General features: G+C 44.8%; 18 protein-coding genes. 11 read left to right on the top strand and 7 right to left on the bottom strand.

The features are described 5' to 3' along the window. Positions 1-94: 94 nt before the first annotated feature. Both ACM0P2_RS01915 and ACM0P2_RS01910 read left to right on the top strand, forming a co-directional pair. Positions 95-1558, top strand: coding sequence for an SPOR domain-containing protein (locus ACM0P2_RS01915; RefSeq protein WP_159119672.1), 1464 nt, complete (start codon positions 95-97; stop codon positions 1556-1558). Positions 1559-1773: 215 nt separating this feature from the next. After that, entirely contained in the window at positions 1774-2655 is an 882-nt protein-coding gene (locus tag ACM0P2_RS01910; RefSeq protein ID WP_159119671.1) for a Dam family site-specific DNA-(adenine-N6)-methyltransferase, read from the top strand. An 85-nt stretch (positions 2656-2740) separates the two neighbouring features. Here ACM0P2_RS01910 and ACM0P2_RS01905 read toward each other — a convergent pair whose 3' ends face one another. From ACM0P2_RS01905 to ACM0P2_RS01895, 3 genes are all read right to left on the bottom strand, one after another. Beyond that, positions 2741-2941: a DUF2970 domain-containing protein gene (locus ACM0P2_RS01905; RefSeq protein ID WP_159119670.1), complete on the bottom strand. Its 201-nt coding sequence runs from the start codon at positions 2939-2941 to the stop codon at positions 2741-2743. Positions 2942-2950: 9 nt separating this feature from the next. Beyond that, on the bottom strand, positions 2951-3259 hold the full coding sequence (locus tag ACM0P2_RS01900) for a hypothetical protein (RefSeq protein WP_105930541.1): 309 nt from the start codon (positions 3257-3259) through the stop codon (positions 2951-2953). Between the two features lie 171 nt (positions 3260-3430). Beyond that, a complete protein-coding gene (locus ACM0P2_RS01895; protein ID WP_159119669.1) occupies positions 3431-4159 on the bottom strand; it encodes a TorF family putative porin in 729 nt (242 codons plus the stop codon). A 396-nt stretch (positions 4160-4555) separates the two neighbouring features. Here ACM0P2_RS01895 and rpe point away from each other — a divergent pair, with 396 nt between their 5' ends. From rpe to ACM0P2_RS01855, 8 genes are all read left to right on the top strand, one after another. Next, positions 4556-5233 (top strand): ribulose-phosphate 3-epimerase, encoded by a 678-nt coding sequence (rpe, locus tag ACM0P2_RS01890; protein ID WP_159119668.1) that lies wholly within the window; start codon positions 4556-4558, stop codon positions 5231-5233. A 65-nt stretch (positions 5234-5298) separates the two neighbouring features. Further along, a complete protein-coding gene (trpS, locus tag ACM0P2_RS01885) occupies positions 5299-6306 on the top strand; it encodes a tryptophan--tRNA ligase (protein WP_120963454.1) in 1008 nt (335 codons plus the stop codon). A 104-nt stretch (positions 6307-6410) separates the two neighbouring features. Then, positions 6411-6995: an anthranilate synthase component II gene (locus tag ACM0P2_RS01880; RefSeq protein WP_159119667.1), complete on the top strand. Its 585-nt coding sequence runs from the start codon at positions 6411-6413 to the stop codon at positions 6993-6995. Between the two features lie 290 nt (positions 6996-7285). Further along, positions 7286-8452, top strand: a complete 1167-nt coding sequence (locus ACM0P2_RS01875; protein ID WP_419227198.1) for an HDOD domain-containing protein — start codon at positions 7286-7288, stop codon at positions 8450-8452. A gap of 462 nt (positions 8453-8914) precedes the next feature. Next, the gene (locus ACM0P2_RS01870; RefSeq protein ID WP_173360149.1) at positions 8915-10123 is read left to right on the top strand and encodes an aspartate aminotransferase family protein; all 1209 of its coding nucleotides are present in this window, start codon (positions 8915-8917) and stop codon (positions 10121-10123) included. 20 nt (positions 10124-10143) lie between these two features. Then, positions 10144-11181 (top strand): arginine N-succinyltransferase, encoded by a 1038-nt coding sequence (gene astA, locus ACM0P2_RS01865; RefSeq protein ID WP_120963458.1) that lies wholly within the window; start codon positions 10144-10146, stop codon positions 11179-11181. A 14-nt stretch (positions 11182-11195) separates the two neighbouring features. Then, the gene (gene astD, locus ACM0P2_RS01860) at positions 11196-12665 is read left to right on the top strand and encodes a succinylglutamate-semialdehyde dehydrogenase (protein WP_159119665.1); all 1470 of its coding nucleotides are present in this window, start codon (positions 11196-11198) and stop codon (positions 12663-12665) included. Positions 12666-12800: 135 nt separating this feature from the next. Further along, positions 12801-13607, top strand: a complete 807-nt coding sequence (locus ACM0P2_RS01855; protein ID WP_159119664.1) for a DUF1338 domain-containing protein — start codon at positions 12801-12803, stop codon at positions 13605-13607. A gap of 114 nt (positions 13608-13721) precedes the next feature. On the opposite strand, the gene ACM0P2_RS01850 is transcribed toward ACM0P2_RS01855, so the two are convergent. The 3 genes from ACM0P2_RS01850 to parC all read right to left on the bottom strand — a co-directional run bounded on the left by ACM0P2_RS01850 (position 13722) and on the right by parC (position 18787). Further along, complete coding sequence (locus ACM0P2_RS01850; RefSeq protein WP_173360148.1) at positions 13722-15890, bottom strand: putative bifunctional diguanylate cyclase/phosphodiesterase; 2169 nt, start codon at positions 15888-15890, stop codon at positions 13722-13724. 11 nt (positions 15891-15901) lie between these two features. Beyond that, positions 15902-16438, bottom strand: a complete 537-nt coding sequence (locus tag ACM0P2_RS01845) for a heme NO-binding domain-containing protein (RefSeq protein ID WP_120963462.1) — start codon at positions 16436-16438, stop codon at positions 15902-15904. A 63-nt stretch (positions 16439-16501) separates the two neighbouring features. After that, complete coding sequence (gene parC, locus ACM0P2_RS01840; RefSeq protein WP_173360147.1) at positions 16502-18787, bottom strand: DNA topoisomerase IV subunit A; 2286 nt, start codon at positions 18785-18787, stop codon at positions 16502-16504. A gap of 306 nt (positions 18788-19093) precedes the next feature. Here parC and ACM0P2_RS01835 point away from each other — a divergent pair, with 306 nt between their 5' ends. Next, positions 19094-22213, top strand: coding sequence for a hybrid sensor histidine kinase/response regulator (locus ACM0P2_RS01835; protein WP_159119661.1), 3120 nt, complete (start codon positions 19094-19096; stop codon positions 22211-22213). Between the two features lie 4 nt (positions 22214-22217). Here ACM0P2_RS01835 and ACM0P2_RS01830 read toward each other — a convergent pair whose 3' ends face one another. Beyond that, positions 22218-22913 carry a DUF2982 domain-containing protein gene (locus ACM0P2_RS01830; protein ID WP_159119660.1) on the bottom strand — a complete coding sequence of 232 codons (696 nt, stop codon included), beginning with the start codon at positions 22911-22913 and terminating at the stop codon, positions 22218-22220. Positions 22914-23047: the final 134 nt, after the last annotated feature.

The raw sequence follows: 23047 nt of genomic DNA, 5'->3' as shown, positions 1-23047 counted from the left end.
TTTATAGGAGCCTGAGTTATTGCTTCTGGCATGTAAGGTGTAACGTGTAGTTGGCTTTAGGTTGAATAGCAACGGTTAATAAGGGCAAACTCCCATGCAAAGCGAACTGCATGATCGTTTGGAATACTTAGTCAATTACTCTTCTCAGCTGATTTTTGTCAGCGGAGAGTCTATTGCACAGCAACAAAAAACCCTCGAAGCCTTTGTTTTTCAACAGCACGATGATACTGAAATTGCCTATTTAACCGCCCAAGATAACATGGAGCCGTCAGATTACCGTCGCCAGCTTTGCAGGCAACTACTAGGGCAAGTCGTCGGCAGTTTTGTCAGACCGCTAAACGAACTACTTTCAGGCCTAAATAGTCATGAGGGGCCTATTCTTATAGCAATAACTCAAGCGCATAACCTTCCTGATGTTCTACTTCAAGAATTATGGGACTTGGTACTTCAAAGTCGATTTGCTGGAAATAAACAGCATTTAAATGTGCTTCTGTTTGCTAACAATGATTGGGCAGAACGCGCTAAGCAATGGCTTCCGGCTAAAAACACCGAAACGCCACTCATTATCAGCAGCCAGTCGGTTATGAGTGAACAGCCAAACTTTGCCTCAGAGCTAGACAAAATGATTGCTTCACGCCGTGAGGCGTTTCAAGCACATCTGGAAAACAGACAGCGTGAACACACTCAAACCTTTAGTAATCCACTAAAAACCACCTGGTTTTATGTGGCGGTAGCTTGTGTTTTTCTGATGACTTTTGCTGGTTTAGTATACTGGCAGTACGGTGATAAACTAGCGACCCTGTTCTCACCTATTGAACAACAAAGCCAAGAAACTCAGTCTCCTCAGGTTCAACCGGGCTCGGCCTACAGCACTTTGTTAAGTGACGATAATTCAAATAGTGACGATTCACAGCGCGGCGACGGTAAACCGCTAGATGAAATTGCCATTGAGGCAGCCAACGTTGAACTGGTCCTTGCTTCCAGAGAAGGTGAAGATACACAAACTAAGGCGACTGACGGCAATGTTCTTGTGACCGCTTGGGACGAAGCGGTAGCTGCACTTCCAGCAAGCACAGAAACGTCAGAGCAACAAGACGCCACGGCAGACACAGCCGATGAAGATAATTCTAGGGAAAGTTTGAGCAACCAAGGTAGCGCGGTTACTAACAATGAAGATGTTGACGCGTCCATCGTGGTTATATCAAAACCCGCTCAGACATCAAAGAGCACAATAAATGCCAAAGGAGTCGAAGACGCACCTTCAAAAAATGCTGAGTGGATCGCTGAAAATGACTATGCTATTCAAATGCTTGCCATGAAGGATAAATCTGTACTCAATGCGTTTCTCAGTGAAAATGACTTATTAACCCGCACTCGAATTTACAAAACGACGCGCTATGGCGGCGACTGGTTTGTGGTTGTAGACAAGCAGGTTTACACATCTATCTCTCAAGCTCAGCAAGGGCTTGCTGCTTTGCCAGAATACCCCGGAAAGCAGAATGCGTTTGTAAAACGCGGACGCCAAATTCTTTCAGAAATAAGTAAAGTTGAAAATTAAGGTGCTTACGCTGGTTATTAGCGCTAAATACGCAAAATTCCATTCTTACGACACTTGTTGGTTGTCCGTTTTACTGATGAAAGTTACAATCTACCTTTAGCGTGGTGATATCTGATACTGATCAGCATAAAAGTATAAAGACGACCCTTTCCCTTGGAACGGCGGCGCAAGGAAAAACCACCGTCTTCATTCCGTCTAGGTAGTAACGTTTAAGCATGATGCAGAAAAAAAACCGGGCTTTTTTAAAGTGGGCCGGTGGCAAATACAGCTTGGTTGAGCATATTCAGGCCAGATTACCGCAAGCTAACAAACTGATTGAACCGTTTGTTGGCGCAGGCTCTGTGTTTCTTAATACCCAATACAAACGCTATCTGCTTAATGACATTAACCCTGATCTCATCAATTTATACAATTTACTTAAGGCGCAACCAGACGCACTGATAAATGACGCACGCTCATTTTTTGACGGGAAGCGCAATCAAGAAAAAATGTACTACGCTTTACGTGAGGAGTTTAATACCACTGGAGACGAGTATTACCGCGCAATTCTTTTTCTGTATTTGAATCGCCACGGTTACAACGGGCTGTGTCGCTATAGCCTTCAAGGCCGCTTTAATGTGCCTTTTGGCCGTTACAAGAAACCTTATTTTCCTGAAGATGAGATGTTTGTATTCTCTGAGAAGTCTCAAAAGGCCACATTCACCTGCTTACCTTTTGAAAAAGTGTTCTCACGGGCGAGACGAGGTAATGTCATTTATTGTGACCCTCCTTATGCTCCGATCAGTAAAACCGCAGCTTTCACCAGTTATGCGGCGCGAAGTTTTGGCTTGGAATCACAAGAAAAACTCGCTGAACTTGCCAGCCGAGCGTCAAAAAAACGCGGTATACCAGTGTTGATATCTAATCACGACTTGCCGCTTACAAGGGCGTTGTATCAAGGTGCTGACTTCAGCATGCTGTCAGTTAAGCGTTCGATAAGTCAAAACGGCGCAAAGCGACAGCCAGTAGATGAAATATTGGCTTACTTTCCTCCAGCCACTGTGGTGACTAAGCGCAGTAGCCGCAATAACAAAGCAACAACACGCAACTTACCATAACGTAGATTCTTGAAAAAACTGACTAAGTAGAGCGTGCGATGTTAATGAGAAGATGCTTCATTTATCAATAGCGAAGGGTTGACCGCTAATCGCTGTAGCCCGTATACCATTTTACGAACATAAATAATGAAACCACAAAAAGTACAACTAAAATAACGCCGATCACTGCAAAACTGATGAAGGTCCCTTTGTTAAAGTCACGTTCATAATTTCGGTGGCTCTGAACCCCAAACAAACTCGCTATCACACTACCTAGAACTGACCAAAACCCAGTGCCAGACCGCATCGTATGACCTTAGCCGTCTTTCGAAGGTGAAGTGAAATCTCGATTACCTTCGTCGCTGTGCAACAACTCAAGTAGATCTAAAAAGTGAAACTGAAAAGAAAAAGATTTTCCCGCTATCCATGAAAGCCAGCTCACTTCTTCTACCCCCTCTTGATGACGGGCGCACTGGTTTTGAACATGGCTTGCTGGTAGCTTTGGATTAAATTCTGTGACCGGTTGAAAATCGCATACTGACGAGTGTGATTTAGGCGCAGTAGTAACCGCAACGCTAGCTAGCGCCACAGCTCCGCAAATCGCGAAAAAAGGAAGAACTTTCATCCTGAACACTCCTTACACTCGTTTAAAAATTAGTCTCATTATAGACAAAAGTAGGTTACGAACAAGTTAAAAATGCGTTGCTTTAAAAATGAAAAGCCTAATGATGTGACATTAGGCTTTTACTACTCAACGTTTTATTAAAAGGCCATCCGATGGCCTCTCGATTTAATTTTAAAGTTCGAAATCTACCGAGTAAGCTACAGTGAATTTAACAGCATCGTTGTCAAACTCGTCGTCGCCGCCCATATCATCAAGATCGGTACCCGTGATGGCAAAGCTGAAACCATCTTTTGCAATTGAAACGCCGTAGTCTACATAACCTTCTACGCCATTAAACGCTTCAGCAAAATCACCTTCATGGTAACCAACGTGAAAACCAAGTTCTGTGCCGTTTAAGATTTCCATGCTGTAATCAAGCGAGGTATACGACGCTTGTGCAAAGCCAAAGTCTTGAGTTTCACCCTCGTCAGCTTCGGTGTGCGCTAAAAGGTAAACAGTAAGGCTCAAGCCCCCCATTCCTACTGAGCCATAAACTTCTGCAAAATCGAAGTTCGCTTCGTCATCATAGTTGTAGTATAGGTAACCGAAGTCGTATGCAATACCGTCAGACTCACCCGAGAAACCAAAATACATGTCGTGCTCGTAAGAATAAACGTCGCCCGCGCCATAGTTCACATTAGATGCCCAAGTACCGGCATAAAAGCCACTTTCGTGAGCGTAATCAATACCGCCCTGCACAGCCGCTTCGTTAGTGGTCTGCGTAAGACCACGCCAAATGTAGTTGCTGGTCGCACTTGCATTGGCGGTAAATTCGCCTTCTGCATAGCTAGGCATTGCAGTTAGCAGACACGCTGAAGAAATAGCAGCGGCAAGTAAAGTTCTTTTTGTAGATGTTTTCATGTGTGTTCTCCAGTCAAATTCAAACTTGTTGTTATTCGTTTTTTCTGTCTGTGTTTTCTTTTTGAACTGGATAACGCAAAGTTGGTGCCCATTTATGGTTCAGTAAAAAAAAACACAAGAGCAATTGCAAAGCATTGATATATAGATAAATTTAAAGGGTTTGATTATTTTTTGGTGGGAACTGCTTTGGTTAAAGCAGAACAAAGACGCACCAGCATAACGCGCTCTCACCAAAACGGGGCATACCAGCAACAGCCACTGTTCAACGTAAACCCATGTGAAATTGCCACTCAATTATCCTTTACATAGTAAAGAGGTTCGGTTTTGGGTAAACTTTCGTAACTTAAAGCTTAAGCGGCGATGCATCTTGCTGTTTTTTGATTAGAGGGACTCGTAATGAAACCATTTTTAATTGCCCCATCGATACTATCTGCCGACTTTGCCCGACTGGGAGAAGACGTGGAAAAAGTATTAGCGGCCGGTGCCGACGTGGTACATTTCGATGTTATGGATAATCACTATGTGCCAAACCTTACGTTTGGGCCGATGATTTGTGAGGCTTTGAGAAAATACGGTATTACCGCACCTATTGATGTTCACCTGATGGTTAAACCCGTTGATGATTTGATAGAAAAGTTTGCCGATGCGGGAGCTAGCTTTATTAGCTTTCATCCAGAAGCCTCTGAGCATATAGACCGCTCTTTACAGCTTATTATTGACAAAGGGTGTAAGCCCGGCTTGGTGTTTAATCCAGCCACGTCGCTACATTACCTTGACCATGTCATGGACAAACTACACCACATTCTTATCATGTCGGTTAACCCTGGCTTTGGTGGTCAAAAATTTATACCCACCACATTAGATAAAGTTCGTGCAGTGAAGCAGCGCGTAGAAGAAAGCGGCTACGATATTCGAATTGAAATTGACGGGGGCGTAAAAGTCGATAACATTCGCGCCATCGCTGAGGCAGGGGCAGACATGTTTGTAGCTGGCTCGGCCATTTTTTCTCAAGACGATTACAGTGATGTTATTACGCAAATGCGTAATGAACTCGCCATGCTATCTAAAGCATAATTGTAGAAGCTAAGCTTTCTCTATCTTTATTAAAACAGTTTTTAACGTATTACAGGTAAAAAGAAATGAGCAATAAACCCGTTGTATTAAGTGGCTGTCAGCCTTCAGGACAACTTACCCTTGGCAACTATATGGGTGCACTTAAACAGTGGGTTTCCATGCAGGACGATCACGATTGCCTATATATGATTGTAGATTTGCATGCTATAACGGTAAGACAAGATCCAAAGCAGCTTGCCGAAGCATGTTTGGACGGTCTCTCTCTTTATCTTGCCTGCGGCATTGACCCTCAAAAGAGTACGCTATTTTTGCAGTCACACGTGCCAGAACACGCACAGCTATCTTGGGTACTTAATTGCTATGCTCAAATGGGTGAGCTAAATCGCATGACGCAGTTCAAAGATAAGTCAGCGAAAAATGAAAATAACATTAATGTAGGCCTATATAGCTACCCTGTACTACAAGCAGCAGACATTTTGCTTTACCAGGCGGACAAAGTGCCCGTAGGCGAAGATCAAAAGCAGCATCTTGAGTTAACACGTGATATCGCAACACGCGTAAATAACTTATACGGCGACGTTTTCCGCTTGCCCGATCCTTATATTCCAGAGTTTGGCGCGCGTATCATGAGCCTTCAAGAGCCAGAAAAGAAGATGTCAAAGTCAGACAACAATCCGAATAACTTCATTGGATTATTAGAAGACCCTAAAAAGCTGGCTAAGAAGATTAAACGCGCAGTGACCGACTCTGACGAACAGGCCAACATTTATTTCAACCCAACAGAGAAACCTGGCGTATCGAACTTGCTTACCCTTCTCTCTCTTGCAACGGGGAAATCGGTGAAAGCGCTTGAGCCTGAATATACGGATAAAATGTATGGTCACTTAAAAGGTGACGTTGCAGATGCAGTGGTTGCCCTGCTTGAACCTATTCAAAACCGCTACGCTGAAATTCGAGCAGATAGAGCATATCTTGATGATGTTATGCGCCAAGGTGCAGAAAAAGCGTCTGCACGAGCCGCTGAGACCCTGGCGAAAGTTTACAAAGCTGTGGGCTTTATTCCCAAGCCATAAACTTTTAGTTAAATGCAAAACGTTAACAAAAAGCATGAAGAGTTCTTAGAGCTCTTCATGAACATAACCCTCGCACGTTAGAAACACCAAGGATTAGCACTGCTGTGTTGCTGTTAATTGATAACTTCGATTCGTTTACCCATAACCTTGCTCGATACTTTAAAGAGCTTGGCGCTGACGTTGAAGTAGTGCGAAACAACGCGCTTAGCATTGACGATATCTCACGCATAGCGCCAACTCAGCTTGTCATCTCTCCGGGCCCATGCACGCCTAACGAGGCCGGTATCAGCTTAGCCGCAATCAGACACTTTGCCGGTAAAATCCCTACTCTTGGCGTTTGCCTGGGTCACCAAGCCATTGGGCAAGTATTTGGCGCTCAAGTGGTAGGCGCGCAAGAAATTAAGCATGGGAAAGTATCTTCGTTAACACATAACAATACCGGTCTATTTAAAGGGTTACCTGAAACATTCAACGTAACACGCTACCATTCGTTGGTTTTAGAACCCGCATCCGTACCTACTTCACTGCGTGTTGATGCTTGGTGTGAAACCGCCCACGGTACTAGAGAAATAATGGCAGTTTCTCATAAGTATCATCCTATTTGGGGGGTACAATATCACCCTGAGTCTTTACTCACTGAACACGGTCACAGCGTATTAAATGCGTTTTTACAGTTCAAAACGCCTTAAGAAAATTTCAATAAAGCCGATACACTTTCATAGTTTAAAAGGTTACGCTTGAAGGCCGGTAAAACTCGCAATTCACTGATTTTTCGTTTAACTTTCCCAAGTCTGTTTGGTATCGACTGTTTATTTAAACAATACATGTAAACAAATTATATTATCAGTGATTGCTACAAACCCTATTGCCTCTTAAGAAAACCGTTATTTAGCGTTTTGCTATTGCGAGAACGATAAGGTCCCTGATGTACGATAATATTTCCGTTCACCAAAAAGTTATGAGCAGGAGAGCTTTTACAATGACAATGGGGGCAACGACATCGCCCACGATAGATGATCGTTTCGAAAATTTGCTCATATCGCCTGAACGGGTGTTTGAAATGCTAGGAAAGCGTCGAGTTGGTGAGGTAAGTTTTGAGCAGTCTGAACAAGGGGATGCGCGCAGATTACTTCTAAACGTTGAAAAAATTGCGATTGAGAATAAACGCCTGCAAGAAAAAACGGAAGCGTCCTACCTAGAATCCGTTAGCCACCAGCTTCATGAAGTATTACTTGGTGAACTTACCGAACAATTAAGTGCCACCGACGAGCTCGTTCAAACCGTTCTCAATTTACCGGAAAACATCGGTGAACTGCTTGACGCCCTTGCTGTTAAAGCTTGTTCTGTTTCCAAATTAGAACCCATCGCAGCCACTATGCCGTGGCTTTACGATGAACTTATCGTCATTGTGAACACGCCTCAGTTCAGACGCAAAGACTCGCGCGGTCGCATTATTATCGTTGAAACGCTTCGCACTGCACTCAGCTTTTTAGGCATTGAGAACCTGCGCACGTTAATTCCTTCGCTTATATTGAAACGCGCGATGCCACAAATTACCGATCCGCACCCGCTTATCAAACAAAAGCTGACCCAATACGCCACGGGTGTTGCCCTAACGGCAAAGCGGATAGCCAGTATAAGTGGAGGCAGCAGAAATGAGGCCTACACATTAGGCGTATTGAGCAACTTGGGTCGCTGTGCGGTAACGCGGCTTTATTTCAAACTATTCGATAAAATTCAACTTCATCTTTTACAAGAATGCCAAAAAGATAAAGAGCAGAAACGCCATGAAACCTTGCTCAAAATCGTTCCCTCAGCCAACCATCTCATCGCTATGCAACAAGAGTTTGCCGACGCTGTGAGTGCTGACATACTAGAATGGATGCATTTAAAACGGTTGCCAATAGCTTCTGCCATGCGCGCATGTGCAAACAAAACGCCCGCAGAGCGGGGAACGCTTTGTAAAGCGCTATATCAATCGCGTACGTTTACGCAAATAAGAATGTTGCACCAGCTTAAACTGGTAGAAATGAAAGACGTTAAGCCACTTTTCAACGAGCAAAAATTCCCTAATGGCGCCCTCGAAAAACTCAAATCAATTGATATTTTCACTTTGCCATTAGTTAAAAATGAAGAAAATCATTAAAAATTTAGTGGATATTCATGCAGTCATTATGCAATCACGTATCCACTTATTCCTTTTAAAGTAAAAATACGCGTTTTCTTATACTATTGCCTGCTCGAGGCTAATGGATTCGATGACTCACTGGTCGCTGACGCCTATGATTTGCCTACTCAACAGCCTGCTAAAGCCCGCATGTCACCCTTTTCATAAGCTGATTAACGATTATTACTAAATGATATAGCCCAGTAGTTAATAGTTATTCACTTTTCCTGCAAATTAAGCCACAGTCCTTATAAATAAAGGGCTGCAGCCTTTTTGAAAGAAGACAAATGTTAAAAGAAATGGCATACTGTAAACCAAATCCGATTAGTTTTTACGCGCTGAAACAATGTTTCGAGAATAAGATCAGGTCGAAATCAACGGCTATTCTTGACGAGCACGCTGACATAGTGTGATTTAGCGCCCAATGCAGAGGTAACAAAGATGAACGTAACTCGCGCTACATTTGATGATGTAATGGTTCCTAACTATAACCCAGCAGACATGGTGCCTGTTCGCGGAGAAGGTTCTCGAGTATGGGACCAAGATGGGGCCGAGTACATCGACTTTGCAGGCGGTATTGCAGTAAACGTTCTTGGGCATTGCCACCCTGAGCTCGTTAACGCACTTAATGAACAAGGCAATAAGCTTTGGCATCTTAGTAATGTATTTACGAATGAACCCGCCCTTCGTCTGGCCAAAAAGCTAAACGATGCTACCTTTTCTGACAAAGTTTATTTCGCTAATTCGGGCGCAGAAGCCAACGAAGCTGCATTAAAACTAGCCCGTCGTTGGGCACTTGATAAGCACGGTGAAGACAAGAACCAAATCATTGCGTTCAACAAAGGTTTTCACGGTCGTACTTTCTTTACCGTAACAGTAGGTGGTCAAGCCGCTTATTCTGATGGCTTTGGTCCGAAACCTGGCGCAGTTGACCACTGTGACTATAACGATCTAGCAGCCTTTGAAGCACTTATCTCTGACAAAACCTGTGCTGTTATGATGGAGCCTCTTCAAGGTGAAGGCGGTATTATTCCGCCTGATGTAGATTTCGTGAAAGGTGTACGCGAACTTTGTGACAAGCATAACGCATTACTTATTTTTGACGAAGTTCAGTCGGGGGTTGGTCGTACAGGTCACCTATACGCGTATATGGGTCTTGGCGTAACACCTGATATCTTGACCACTGCGAAATCTCTTGGTGGTGGCTTCCCAATTGGCGCTATGCTTACCACAGCTGACATTGCGGCGCACCTTAAACCCGGCACGCACGGCAGCACGTATGGCGGTAATCCACTGGCATGTGCAGTTGCAGAGAAAGCCCTAGATATTATTAATCAGCCAGAAGTACTTGAAGGCGTGCTTAAAAAAGAAGCGCTTTTCCGTGAGCTTCTAGGTGCAATTAACGATAAATACAACGTATTTGAAGAAGTTCGTGGTCAAGGTATGCTCCTTGGTTGCGCGTTAAATGAAAAATACCAAGGCCGCGCTCGCGATTTCATGATGGCGGCGACAAAAGAGCACCTTATGTGCCTGGTAGCCGGCATGAATGTTATTCGTTTTGCGCCTTCATTAGTGATTCCTGATGAGGATATCAAAGAAGGTCTTGCACGTTTTGAGCGCGCCGTTGCTGCCGTTGTAAACGCCGAATAATTACAACACGAGTAGCGAACATGAATATCATTCGCCCTATCACGAAGGCCGACTATAACGCGCTAAAAGAAATTGCCGTTGAATCGGGTATTGGCTTCACGTCTTTGCCCGTTAACGACGAACTTTTACAGCGTAAAATTGATCGTGCAGAAACTGCGTTCAACAAACCTAACGTAACTGAACCTGGCGATGAGTCGTACCTGTTTGTTATGGAAGATACCACTACCGGCACGGTAGTAGGGACAACCGGTATTGAAGCTGCTGTTGGCATTGAAGACGCGTTTTATCACTATCACCTTAGTAAGGTCGTACATGCATCTCGCGAACTAAACATTCACAACACGGTAGACATTCTTACGTTTTGTAATGACTACACCGGGGTGACTGAAATATGCACGCTATTCCTTCGCGAACAAGCCCGAGGCGGCATTAACGGCCGCTTTCTTTCAAAGGTACGCTTTTTGTTCATGATGGAGCATCGCGAGCGCTTTTCTGAAACAGTGATTGCAGAGATGCGCGGTGTAAGTGATGAAGAGGGTCGCTCTCCGTTTTGGGAATGGCTAGAAACCCACTTTTTCTCTATGGACTTCCCCACTGCTGACTATCTAACGGGTATTGGCAATAAAGTATTTATTGCTGAGCTAATGCCGAAATATCCGATTTACGTGAACCTGCTTAGCAAAGAAGCGCAAGAAGTCATTGGTGAGGTGCACGAAAAAACTCGCCCTGCTCTTCAGCTCCTTGAAGAGGAAGGCTTTTCTTGCCGTGGATATGTAGATATTTTCGATGCGGGCCCAACGGTTGAAGCGAACTTAAGCCATATCCGCACCGCTCAGGCGAGTTTAAAACTTCCTGTTGTCATTGATGATAGTGCGGCTGCACAAGGCCAGACTCACTATATAATCAACACGTCAATATCCGATTTTCGTGCAGTAGCTACCGAGATGACGGTGAGCGAAGAGAAGCAAGTTGCCGTGCTATCTCGCCAAGCGGCTGCTGCATTGAATGTCAAAGAGGGCGAGTACGTTCGCTTTGCCCCGGTTACATTCAGAGACTAAAAAGGACACCCACTATGCTACATACACATTTTATCAACGGTGAATGGGTTGCCGGACAGGGTCACGACTTAGCGTCAATTGATCCTGCAAAAAACGAAGTAATTTGGGAAGGTAAGTCTGCGACTGCCGCTCAAATCGATGATGCGATTAAGGCCGCTCGTGCCGCGCTTGTAGCGTGGAGCATGAAAACCGTGGAAGAGCGCCTTGAAGTCATCAAGGTTTACGGCACCAAGCTAGAAGAAGCTAAAGCGCATCTTGCGAAGGTAATGGCAAAAGAAACCGGCAAGCCAGAGTGGGAAACTGCCACTGAGGTGGGTGCCATGATGGGTAAAATTGGCATCTCAGAAAAGGCCTACTTTGAGCGTACTGGCAACGTAGAAAACCCAATGCCCGTGGGTAAAGCATTCATTCGTCACAAGCCTCACGGTGTTGTCGCAGTTTTCGGCCCTTACAATTTCCCGGGTCACCTGCCTAATGGACACATTGTTCCCGCGCTTATTGCTGGCAATACTGTTGTATTCAAGCCAAGCGATTTGACCCCTATGGTTGCACAAGAAATGGTGAAACTGTGGGATGCGGCAGGTCTTCCGGCAGGCGTACTCAACCTGGTACAAGGTGAAGTGGAAACGGGTAAAGCGTTGGCGTCGCATAACGACATCGATGGCCTTTTCTTTACGGGTAGCTCACGCACAGGAAGAATTTTACACGAGCAGTTTGCTGGTCACCCTGGCAAAATTTTGGCTTTGGAAATGGGCGGCAACAACCCGCTAATCGTAAAAGATGTCGCCGATGTAGATGCAGCGGTTCACGATATTGTTCAATCTGCTTTCATAACATCAGGTCAGCGCTGTACTTGTGCTCGCCGCTTGTTCTTGCCAGCCGACGCCCAAGGTGATGCTATCCTTGCTCGCCTAATTGAGGTTACGAAAAATATCAAAGTTGGCGACTATGATGCTGAAGATCAGCCTTTTATGGGCGCTATGATTTCGAGCAACGCTGCAGCACTTATGGTGAAAGCGCAGCAAGAGCTTGAAAACCTTGGCGGTAAAGTATTGGTTCGCCTTGAGCAACACGACGAAAACAAAGGCTTCGCGACTCCAGGTATTATCGATGTTACTGACATGCTTGCGTCACTGCCAGATGAAGAACATTTCGGCCCACTGCTTAAAGTGGTCCGCTACAGCGACTTTGATGCTGCCATTGAAGAGGCGAACAACACCAGCTTTGGTTTGTCGGCAGGCCTTTTAGGTGACAATGAAGAAGACTATCGCTACTTCTTTGCCCGTATTCGCGCTGGTATTGTAAACTGGAACAGACCTATAACAGGTGCAAGCAGTGCTGCACCATTTGGTGGTGTAGGCGACAGCGGCAACCACAGAGCAAGTGCGTTTTATGCGGCGGACTACTGTGCGTACCCTGTTGCATCGGTTGAGCTTGATAAAGTCACCATGCCTGGCAAATTAAGCCCAGGCTTGTCGATGTAATCAATCTTAAACGTTTCGCGAGCGTTTTTTACAATACACGAAAGGCCGATGCTGCTTACGTATCGGCCCCTTTAGTACCAACCCTATACGAACTATTCATCTAAAATAGTCAACGACAGAAAGGACCCTACCGCCATGCATAGCAACATTGATACGTTGTTTAGCAACATGTGGGACGATTACGTTAGTATCACTCCCTCTGCGCACAAAATTCATGCTCTTCTTGCCGGTGAAGAAAACACCAGTGACATCGTTAACGATCATGTAGCTTTTCGAACTTTTGCGCTTGATAAAACCCGCTTAGATAAGCTTGCTGCACACTTCTTAGCGCTTGGTTACGAAGCGAAAGGCGACTATGACTTTGAAGCGAAAAAACTGACTGCGAAACACTTTGAACACCCAGACGATACTAAGCCAAAAGTATTTATTAGCGAGCTGCGCGTAGACGAACTGTCTGAAACCGCACAGCACATTATTAAAAAGCTAGTGGAGCAAATGCCCGAATCTGTGGTGGAAGCGGATAACTTTTTATATTCAGGTAAGCATTGGGAAGTGTCTAAGTCGGAATACGACACATTACTTAACGAATCTGAATACGCGGCGTGGATGGCAGCATGGGGCTTTCGCGCGAACCACTTTACCGTAAGTGTGAATCACTTAAGCCGTACCGACGAACTTACTGACGTAAATATGTTGCTAAAAGAAGCAGGCTTTGTGCTTAACACTTCAGGTGGCGAAATTAAGGGCGGCCCAGATGTATTCTTAGCACAATCGTCAACAATGGCTGATCGTGCTGACGTAGCATTTAGCGACGAAACACTCTCGATCCCAAGCTGCTTTTATGAGTTTGCACAACGCTATGAAATGCCTGACGGAAAGCTCTACACGGGTTTTGTTGCCGCATCGGCTGACAAAATCTTTGAAAGTACGAATGCTAAATAACGGAAATGCCTAGATAAAAAAAGCCCATTGCTGGGCTTTTTTTGTATCTGCTGTTCCGGGCTAATAGATAATTTTGGGCTTAGGCCAAAATCTACAAATGCTTCTTACGTCCACTTACCGCTTTGGCTCAGTAGTATGCCTTGCGAGAAATTGATCATAAGGCATGGGCTTATCAAAATAGAACCCCTGCATCAGTTGAACTTCGGCGTGTTCCATAAAAGGTAGATAAGATTCCAGCTCAATTCCCTCAGCTACTATCTCTATCTTGAGGCTTCTCAGCATCGCAACTATCCCCATGAATAGTGCATTTGCTTTACTGTCTTGATGAATACCCTGCACCAAGCTTTTATCCACTTTAACCACTTCAAACTGAAAGCTTCGCAAATAGCTCAGCGAAGAAAAGCCGCAGCCAAAATCATCGAGGGAAAGCCTGAAGCCGTAATCACGTAAACGGTTTAATGCTCCCAGTGCTTTTTTTTCATCTTTTACAAAAACCGACTCAGTGAGCTCCAACTCAATATATTCGGGGGATACGTGATTGTTTTCACAGATAGACGCCGCTTGTTCTGGAAATAGCGGGTCGAGCATCTGATTAGCACTAACATTGACCGACAGCGGGATGGCGTCTCCCTGTTGAGATTCCATGATCGAAATATAGTCGCAGGCCGCATCAAGGGCTTGCAAGCCTATTGCGCTATCTAGTTTGTACTCTTCAGCAATCGGGATGAAAATGGCGGGTGATACCACACCATGTAGACCCGATATCCAACGGCATAGCACTTCCCCACCTTTCAGCTCACCTTGAAGATCATATTTTCCCTGGATATAGAAATCTAACAGGTGGTTTTCTATAGTTCTGCGCAGATCATTTACCATACTTACTTGTTGGGTCATACTTTCATATAGCCCCACTTCATAAATGAATGCCTGCCCTTTACCAAGCTCTTTGGCCCTGTACATGGCGGCATCTGCACACTGTAGAAGGCTCTCTATATTGTCGCTGTGTTCTGGGAACTCAGCTATACCTACACTGGCCGATAGCCTAAGCTGTGAAGATTTTGCTCGTACAAGGTTCTCTTCAATTTTCTGAATAAGCTGCGTAGATTTGTCTGCCGCGTTTTTAACTGTTTGACCAGGCAGCACTGCGATAAACTCGTCGCCCCCCCACCGGCCGACATTGCCAGTTTTGTCGAACATATCAGTCAATAATGTGCCAACGCGCTTTAATTCGATGTCACCTTGATCATGTCCCGCTGTATCGTTAATCGCCTTAAAACCATCTAAGTCGATAAAAACTAGTACAAATTGCTGCTTCTTTTTAACCAGCGTTGAAATAAACTCTCGCAGGGCGTTTCTATTTGAAAGGCCCGTTAATTCATCATTAAGGGCCAGCTGACGCAGCTTCGCCTCATTGCGCTTCCTATCCGTGATATCCCGCATTGTCGCAATCAAATAAGATGACGTTTGCTGATACGTTTCAAACAAAGCTATCGAGATATCGACACTTTTAACCTGCTCACCTTTTGCTTTTATTGAAGATTCAAAGCGTAATTGTTTGTTTATTGCCAGCAGTTCTCTGTTCACTTTCTCGGAAATGAATATCCGATTAAAGTCCATTCCAATGCACTGTTCTTTTACCGATGCGCCGATTAATTGAATAAACGCATCGTTGCACTCTGTGATAACAAGTTCTGGCGATAGGACGAGCATAGGCTCTCTTGAGCTGGCAAAGGCCGACGCCATCAGATGAAAGGATTGTTCCGCCTTACGCTGAGGGGTGATGTCTTTGGTGGTACCTACAATATGCAAGGCCTCACCATTTTGACCCCGTTTGAGTACACGTCCTCTCAACCGCACCCACTGATATTCACTCTCTAGTTTTAATCGAAAGGAAAATTCAATGCGATCGCGGTTTCCGTGTAGCGCCATGGTCCAGTGAAATTGAAGACCATCGAGGTCATCCTCATGCACGCGCTCCATCATATGAATTAGGGTTCCAGACCACGTTAACTCGCTCTCGCTATGCAGTGAGAATGAACGAATTTCCATTATATCCGTGTTGGCTTTCCAGCTCCAAAACGATTCTTGAGACGCCCATAACGCTAGCTCTAAATCCTTTTGAACAGCTTGGCTTTCTTTGAGAGTTTCATAGAGGCTTTGGGTTTTTTCTCGTAATAGCTGCTCCGCCTGTTCTCTTGAATGGCGTTCACGCTTTAAACGCCGTTCTAGAATTTCAGTGCGGTCTTTCTGCTTAACAGAGTTGTGCGAAGTGTCATGCGCCATTACGCCTCCAGCTAAACGATAGAGATACTAAACTCGTAGGTGTGAGGAATATCGAGCTGGTGGGTTTCTCTTTCTAACTTGCAGTTATAATACTCTGCTGCCGCGTCCATCAAGCCTTCAGCTAGCGGATATAGCTCTCTTTCGGAGTAATACTGTAAGCGCATAGTCGTGTCTGTGCGTGAGAGCACTTTAAATCGCGGCAAATCGGCATCGGGATAAAGCTTTTTGACCTGAACATGAATATCGCCATCTAAATGCTCTAACATTTGCAATATGTCAGTGGTGTTTGCAAGCACATCTCCATGCACTGCACCAAGCTTTCCGAACAGGTAATGGCCAAAGTCATATAACAACTCATTGGCCGATTTACCCGTTTTTTCTACCAGCACACCTACCAAACGTTCCATCTGTTCAAATGGATAATAGCCAACAGCGGTATAAGCACCGTCATTTTCTAATTCAGCTTCCATGATAACGTCGTCTGCGAAATCAGGAGACACTTTCTCCTCCAGCATATCGATTAACGACGTAAAAACTATTCCTAGCATAAAAAATCCTCAGCAAATCCTATTATGAGTCTAGTTCAACCAGGCTTAAGAACAAACTAAACTTTATGACAAATCTTCGGGCGTCTCATCCTTATTTGGCAGCACTACTTCAACAGAGTCTACCCGTTGGAGCCCTCGTGGTAGCTTGTTACCGCGCCGGCCTCTTTCACCGTGATAGTGCGTTAGGTCAGCCGCGCTGAGTGTCATATTACGTTTTCCTGCACCAACCTTAATAGCAGCGCCATCAGGAACAACCGCAAGCACTTTCACATACTCCTCACGAGACTGGGATTTAGCTGAAGGAATATTAATTAGCTTATTTCCCTTACCCTTACCCAAGCTTGGCAAGTCGCGCAGCGGGAACATCAACATACGCCCTTCGTTAGAAATACTTAAGCACCAATCTGAGTCAGGGTTAGTAACAGGCGTTGGCTTCATTACTTTCGCCGCAGTGGGTAACGACAAGTAGGCTTTACCCGCTTTATTTTTACTCACCATGTCTTTAAAGGTACCAACAAAGCCATAGCCAGCGTCAGAGCCAACCAAAAACTTACTTTCGTCTTGAGCCATGATGACATGCTGAAACGATTCTCCACCAACAATACTAAAACGACCTGTTAGTGGCTCGCCCTGACTTCTTGCAGAAGGGAGTCCGTGAGCATCGCAAGAGAAAGTACGACCCGAGCTATCCATAAAGACCGCGGGCTGATTGCTCTTTCCTTCTGCACTTGATAAATAGCCATCGCCAGCTTTATAACTGAGACCTTCTGCATCTACATCGTGGCCCTTCGCGCATCGCGCCCAGCCTTTTTCTGAAAGCACTACTGTTACTGACTCCGCAGGAACCAACTCTTTTTCAGACAGTGCTTTAGCCTCACCACGTTCAACGATAGGGGAGCGCCTGTCATCGCCATACTTTTCGGCATCAGCAAGAATTTCTTTTTTGATGAGAGTTTTAAGGCGGCGATCTGACCCCAACAGCTGCTGAAGCTTGTCCCGCTCTTCGGCAAGCTCGTCCTGCTCGCCTTTAATTTTCATTTCTTCTAGCTTAGCTAAATGCCTTAGCTTAAGTTCTAAAATGGCTTCTGCTTGCTTGTCGCTCAACCCGAATCTCGACATCAATTCCGGCTTGGGTTTGTCGTAAGTTCGAATAATATCGATAACTTCATCGATATTTAAAAATGCGATGAGTAAACCTTCAAGAATATGAAGGCGCGCCAGTACTTTATCGAGTCGATATTGCAAGCGACGAGTGACCGTCTCTTTTCGGTATTGCAACCACTCAGATAATATAGTGCGCAGATCCTTAACCTGAGGACGGCCGTCTAGCCCAATCATGTTTAAGTTAACGCGATAATTTTTTTCAAGATCAGTGGTCGCAAACAAGTGCTGCATCAATTGAGTCACATCAATGCGATTTGAACGTGGCGTAATGACTAAGCGCGTTGGATTTTCGTGGTCAGATTCATCGCGAAGGTCACTTACCATCGGCAGCTTTTTAGCCTGCATTTGCGCTGCAATTTGCTCCAGAATTTTTGCACCAGACGCTTGGTGTGGCAGTGCTGTAATCACTACATCACCATTTTCTTCTGTATATACCGCTCGCATTTTGATGGAGCCTCGCCCCGTCTCATACAGCTTTTGAATATCAGACTTTGGCGTAATTATTTCCGCTTCCGTCGGATAATCTGGCCCATTCACGTGCTCTAATACATCGCTCAGTTCGGCTTTACTATTATCCAACAGCATAGCGCAGGCATTGGCCAACTCTCTTACATTGTGAGGCGGAATATCAGTGGCCATCCCCACCGCGATTCCGGTAACACCATTAAGTAAGATATGCGGTAAGCGCGCTGGAAGCACACTCGGTTCTTCGAGTGTTCCATCGAAGTTTGGCACCCAATCCACTGTGCCTTGGCCCAGCTCATTGAGCAGGACTTCTGCGAAACGAGAGAGCTTAGCTTCGGTATAACGCATGGCAGCAAAGGATTTAGGATCATCTGGCGCTCCCCAGTTTCCTTGTCCGTCAACCAGCGGATAGCGGTAAGAAAACGGCTGCGCCATAAGTACCATTGCTTCATAACACGCTGAGTCGCCGTGAGGATGAAACTTACCTAAAACATCCCCCACGGTTCTGGCTGACTTTTTATATTTGGCGTTAGCGCTTAGCCCTAAGTCAGACATCGCGTAAATAATACGGCGCTGAACTGGCTTTAAGCCGTCAGAAATGTGCGGCAATGCGCGGTCCATGATGACGTACATGGAATAGTTAAGATAAGCGTCTTCGGTGAAACGTCGAAGAGGAAGTTGCTCTACCCCATCGCGATTAATAATGATCTCGTCACTCATGATAATTTTTTCGTTTTGTTATTAATACCAATTCGCTCGTGATAGTACGGCAGTCGTTGTCGGATATTAGCGCACGACTTAAAAGAAGCACGTGAACGTTACAAGCTATTGTGGGGTAAACCGCTATTGTGTGCAATCTTTGAAAATCATTGCGGTATGTTTGTTTGGCGATTTAGCGCCCTAAGCGTTTGTTTTGTTATTCTTCAAAGACAGTGGTTAAATAGAGTAGATTGAATACTACCACTTATTATTCAGTTGCGATTAAAACAGTAGACCTTACCTAAACAATAAAAAGTACAGATATATATGGCTATCTTTCGCGTATTCTTTTTTCTATTTTGTCTTTTAGGCAGCTGCCTAGGGTCGAATGCCCAAGCTCAGCATATCGAACAGCTTTTCGATGAAAAGAGTACGCTAGATTTATCTGATTCTCTATTTTATCTATTCGAAACCGATTACCAACTGACCATCAGTGATGTATCAAGAAGGCGAAATGACTTTCTAATGCATCCTCATCACAATCCAAACTTTGGTTTTCGCAATAACGGCATGTGGCTGCTAACCAGTGTCGCTAATGTTTCTAACGAGACGAATTGGGTCTTTTCGATAAACTTTAGCCAGCTTGATAACGTCGATTTTTACTTGGTGCAAGACGGCAAGGTGTTGGCACAGAGTCATCAAGGTAAAGCACAAAAAGAGCAAAGGTTTCGCGTACCCACTTTTCGCGTAGAGCTGCTAGATAGCAAGCCTGCTGACCTCTACGTACGCATAGAAAGCCAATCATCCAGCCTCATCGCCCCTCTTCGTATTCAAGCTGAACCAGTTCACGACCTCGCTTATCAAGTCGATAGTCTGTTGTGGGGCCTCTTTTACGGTGGCTTACTTATTCTCGCTATTTATAATTTAGTGCTGTTTTTTGGCGTAAGAGAAAAAAGTCTTCTCGCCTATGTGGGCTATATTTTTGCGGTCATCTTATGGCAATTTGTATGGGGCGGTCATACACAATTATTGTTTAGCGAGGGTATACCCTCATGGATAGTGGGTCACTCAGAGCTTATTTTTGTGATTATTGGTCTTAGCTCGGGCCTCTTTACTATCATGTTTTTAGAGACCAGGAAAAACTCGCCTACCGCCCACCCTGTGATAAAACTACTCATGATTGGCCAAGGGTTAACTGGCCTTATCTGTTTTGCTGATGTCTTGCCGTCAATGTGGAAGAACAACCTGGTTTATGGGCTGGGGCTAGTTGCAATATTAAGTTATATTTACGCGGGTTTCGAAGCTTTCATCAACAAGTTTAAGCCCGCGCGCTACTTTATTTTTGCATGGGGCATGCTGGCTAGCGGCGCAATAATCGGCATGCTTAGCTTGGTTGGTATATTGCCAACCAATGATTTCACCACATACTGTTTCCAGGTAGGCGTCTTTCTTGAAGCTGGGTTGTTCTCGTTTGCGCTTATGGAGAAAAGCAGAAGACAGCTTGAAAGCGAAGTAGAACAAGCGACAAATGATTTGCGCAACAACGTTGAACTGATTGAAGAGCAAAACGCGCGATTAGATATCGCCAGAAAAGACGCCATTAAAGCAAGTAACGTGAAATCACAGTTTCTTGCAAACATGAGTCATGAAATTCGTACTCCACTTAACGCCATTTTAGGTTTTAGCCGCGAACTAGACAACGCTTCACTGCCAAGCGATCAGCAGGAGCAAGTAAGAATTGTTAATACTGCCGCTGACAACCTGCTAACCATTGTTAACGACATACTGGATTTTTCAAAGATTGAAGCGGGTAAGCTACAAATAAATAACCAGCCCTTTTCGCCCAACAAACTGCTAGAAGAAATGGTCACCATAATGGCTAAATCTTCCCATAGTAAACGCATTGAATTCGTTTTCGATTTAAATCCCTTGCCTGAAAAGTTAATCGGCGACGTGTTTCGCATAAAGCAAGTGCTGAACAATCTTCTTAGCAATGCTTTAAAATTTACATCTAGCGGCACCATCACACTTGCAGTAAGCGGGCGCTCCCTATCCCACGGTATTCATGAGGTGAATATAACGGTAGAAGATACGGGAATTGGTATCAGCCGACATGACAGGAAAAAATTGTTTAACGCGTTTTCTCAGGTAGATGATGCTCTCAATCGCAACTATCAAGGGACAGGATTGGGGCTCGTCATTAGCCGTGAATTGGTGCGATTAATGAACGGCGACTTATCGCTTAAAAGTGTCGTTGGCCAAGGCTCGACCTTTAACGTGTCGTTGAGGATGAACCAGTTAAGCCAAAAGTTTTCACTTTCACCTTCAGAAGAGTGGGCGGGCAAGAGCGTAGTCATTTTCGACCCGGTTCCAACAACCCGCCGTTCAAGCGCAAAAATTATGGCAACACTTGGCGCGGCCGTTACATCTGTTGAATCCTTAGCGTACCTTTCTACACTTACAGAACAGGTTGATTTCTTTATGGCGACTGTACCTGTGAGTAAAATGGCGGATCGAGACACGTTTCTTAGCCAATTTGTACAGTTTCCTGCCAAAAAACGTATTCTCTGGTATTCAGGCCCAGAACCATTTGCCCAATATCCAAGCTTATCTCAGCACTTCCATTCTCAAATACGTATGCCGATGACACTCACCAAGCTCGACAGCTTAGTGCACAACCAAATGAAGCCGGTGAAAAATGCAATACATGAGAAAATAGCAAGCCTGCCAAAAATCAAAGTGTTAGCGGTAGATGATATGGAAATGAACCTTAAGCTATTACATACCTGGCTTGATCAATCTCCGGTCAATTTGGTCACCACTATTAGCGGTCAGGATGCCGTTAATCAATGTCAAACCCAAGAGTTTGACCTAATCCTGATGGACGTGCAGATGCCGGGTATGGACGGTTTACAAGCGACCCGAGAAATCCGTAAATCACCATTGAACATGGGCACACCAATTGTGGCGGTTACCGCTCACGCTTTTAAAGAAGAACAGGAGCGACTGCTCGCGTCAGGAATGGACGACTACCTGCCTAAACCCATAGAAGTTGAACAACTTATTAATTTAGTTAAGTCGTGGTGTATTAATATCGAGCCAGGAGAGATTGCGCTCCCGTCTATTGATTGGCAGCTTGCACTGAAACGGGCTAATCAAAATCAAGATACGGCAGAAGAAATGCTTCAAAGTTTCGTTGACTTGCTGCCAGAAACGATTGAGCTTCTCACTACACTTTGGGAACTAAAAGATTATAACGAACTCAAATCTGAGGTGCATAAGCTGCATGGCGCATGTTGTTACACTGGCCTACCGAGATTTCAGCATTTGGCCAACGAGACAGAAAGCGCCCTTAAATTAGGTCAACACGAGTTAGTTAAAGAGCACTTACCCGCGCTTATCGAAGAAGCGAAGAAAGTGGTAAAAGAGAGTGAGCATAAGAAATAACTACTCACTGAGCCTCGTCTATTTGTCGTGCTCGTTGGCATTGCGCGATAAGAGCAGCAAACTCACTGGCGTCACGATCTAACTCTGAACTCGCTATAAAAATGTCATAGCCAAGTCGTTTCCTCAGCTCTACCATACGGTGAGCTAACATTGCTTTAATGCCTTTTATGACGGTGCCATCTTCCATCACATATTGCTTGTCGTCGAACATTGATTGCTCATAACAGCTCCCTGATGCGCAATTCCCATCTGTGTTTTGCATCAGAAGCGGACGCTGTTCCATCAATAGATGTGTGGCAAGTCGTGGCGAAATAGTGTGTAGAAAGTCGGTGTAACTTTTAAGTTTAAACCCTATTGTTTCAAGAGGAACATGGTCCAGACCATGACGTACACGCGGACAGTCTGCTCGCTGAAGATTATCCCAGTGTATACGCCAGCTTCCTAATCGATGACGATAGGTAATGAAGTCTTTGGCTATCTCTAGGCTAAAGTCTGGCTCACGAATTTTAAAATAACCCACCAACAAACAAACTAATGCGGCGCTGGTAAGAAAAATGCCGGCTAAAAAAAGCCAGTCTGGTAAAAACACCAACCACAAAGCAGACACTATTAGCCCAACGCCCCCCAGTATCAAACTGGTAATGCCATTACTTTTTGACGCAGCTCGAATAAAAATAGGTTCGACATTAGTGCCAGACATAAAGATACACCACCAACATAATTAGGGCCCAAACAATATAGAGTCGCGTGTGCTTGCACTTAACGCAGTCAGTATGCCACCAGCGCATTAATGGGTTTGTTTTTCGCATACGCTAACTAGCTCGATTGATACGT

Origin of the sequence: Alteromonas sp. OM2203 (assembly GCF_048517045.1) — a bacterium.
GTDB classification, from domain to species: domain Bacteria; phylum Pseudomonadota; class Gammaproteobacteria; order Enterobacterales; family Alteromonadaceae; genus Alteromonas; species Alteromonas gracilis.
The sequence above is the reverse complement of the archived record's forward strand: the minus strand, read 5'-3'. Positions and strand labels throughout refer to the sequence as shown.

Coding starts and splice junctions, on each gene's coding strand:
- ACM0P2_RS01915 (WP_159119672.1), top strand. CDS start 95: ATGCAAAGCGAACTGCATGATCGTTTGGAATACTTAGTCAATTACTCT.
- ACM0P2_RS01910 (WP_159119671.1), top strand. CDS start 1,774: ATGATGCAGAAAAAAAACCGGGCTTTTTTAAAGTGGGCCGGTGGCAAA.
- ACM0P2_RS01905 (WP_159119670.1), bottom strand. CDS start 2,941: ATGCGGTCTGGCACTGGGTTTTGGTCAGTTCTAGGTAGTGTGATAGCG.
- ACM0P2_RS01900 (WP_105930541.1), bottom strand. CDS start 3,259: ATGAAAGTTCTTCCTTTTTTCGCGATTTGCGGAGCTGTGGCGCTAGCT.
- ACM0P2_RS01895 (WP_159119669.1), bottom strand. CDS start 4,159: ATGAAAACATCTACAAAAAGAACTTTACTTGCCGCTGCTATTTCTTCA.
- rpe (WP_159119668.1), top strand. CDS start 4,556: ATGAAACCATTTTTAATTGCCCCATCGATACTATCTGCCGACTTTGCC.
- trpS (WP_120963454.1), top strand. CDS start 5,299: ATGAGCAATAAACCCGTTGTATTAAGTGGCTGTCAGCCTTCAGGACAA.
- ACM0P2_RS01875 (WP_419227198.1), top strand. CDS start 7,286: ATGACAATGGGGGCAACGACATCGCCCACGATAGATGATCGTTTCGAA.
- ACM0P2_RS01870 (WP_173360149.1), top strand. CDS start 8,915: ATGAACGTAACTCGCGCTACATTTGATGATGTAATGGTTCCTAACTAT.
- astA (WP_120963458.1), top strand. CDS start 10,144: ATGAATATCATTCGCCCTATCACGAAGGCCGACTATAACGCGCTAAAA.
- astD (WP_159119665.1), top strand. CDS start 11,196: ATGCTACATACACATTTTATCAACGGTGAATGGGTTGCCGGACAGGGT.
- ACM0P2_RS01855 (WP_159119664.1), top strand. CDS start 12,801: ATGCATAGCAACATTGATACGTTGTTTAGCAACATGTGGGACGATTAC.
- ACM0P2_RS01850 (WP_173360148.1), bottom strand. CDS start 15,890: ATGGCGCATGACACTTCGCACAACTCTGTTAAGCAGAAAGACCGCACT.
- ACM0P2_RS01845 (WP_120963462.1), bottom strand. CDS start 16,438: ATGCTAGGAATAGTTTTTACGTCGTTAATCGATATGCTGGAGGAGAAA.
- parC (WP_173360147.1), bottom strand. CDS start 18,787: ATGAGTGACGAGATCATTATTAATCGCGATGGGGTAGAGCAACTTCCT.
- ACM0P2_RS01835 (WP_159119661.1), top strand. CDS start 19,094: ATGGCTATCTTTCGCGTATTCTTTTTTCTATTTTGTCTTTTAGGCAGC.
- ACM0P2_RS01830 (WP_159119660.1), bottom strand. CDS start 22,913: ATGTCTGGCACTAATGTCGAACCTATTTTTATTCGAGCTGCGTCAAAA.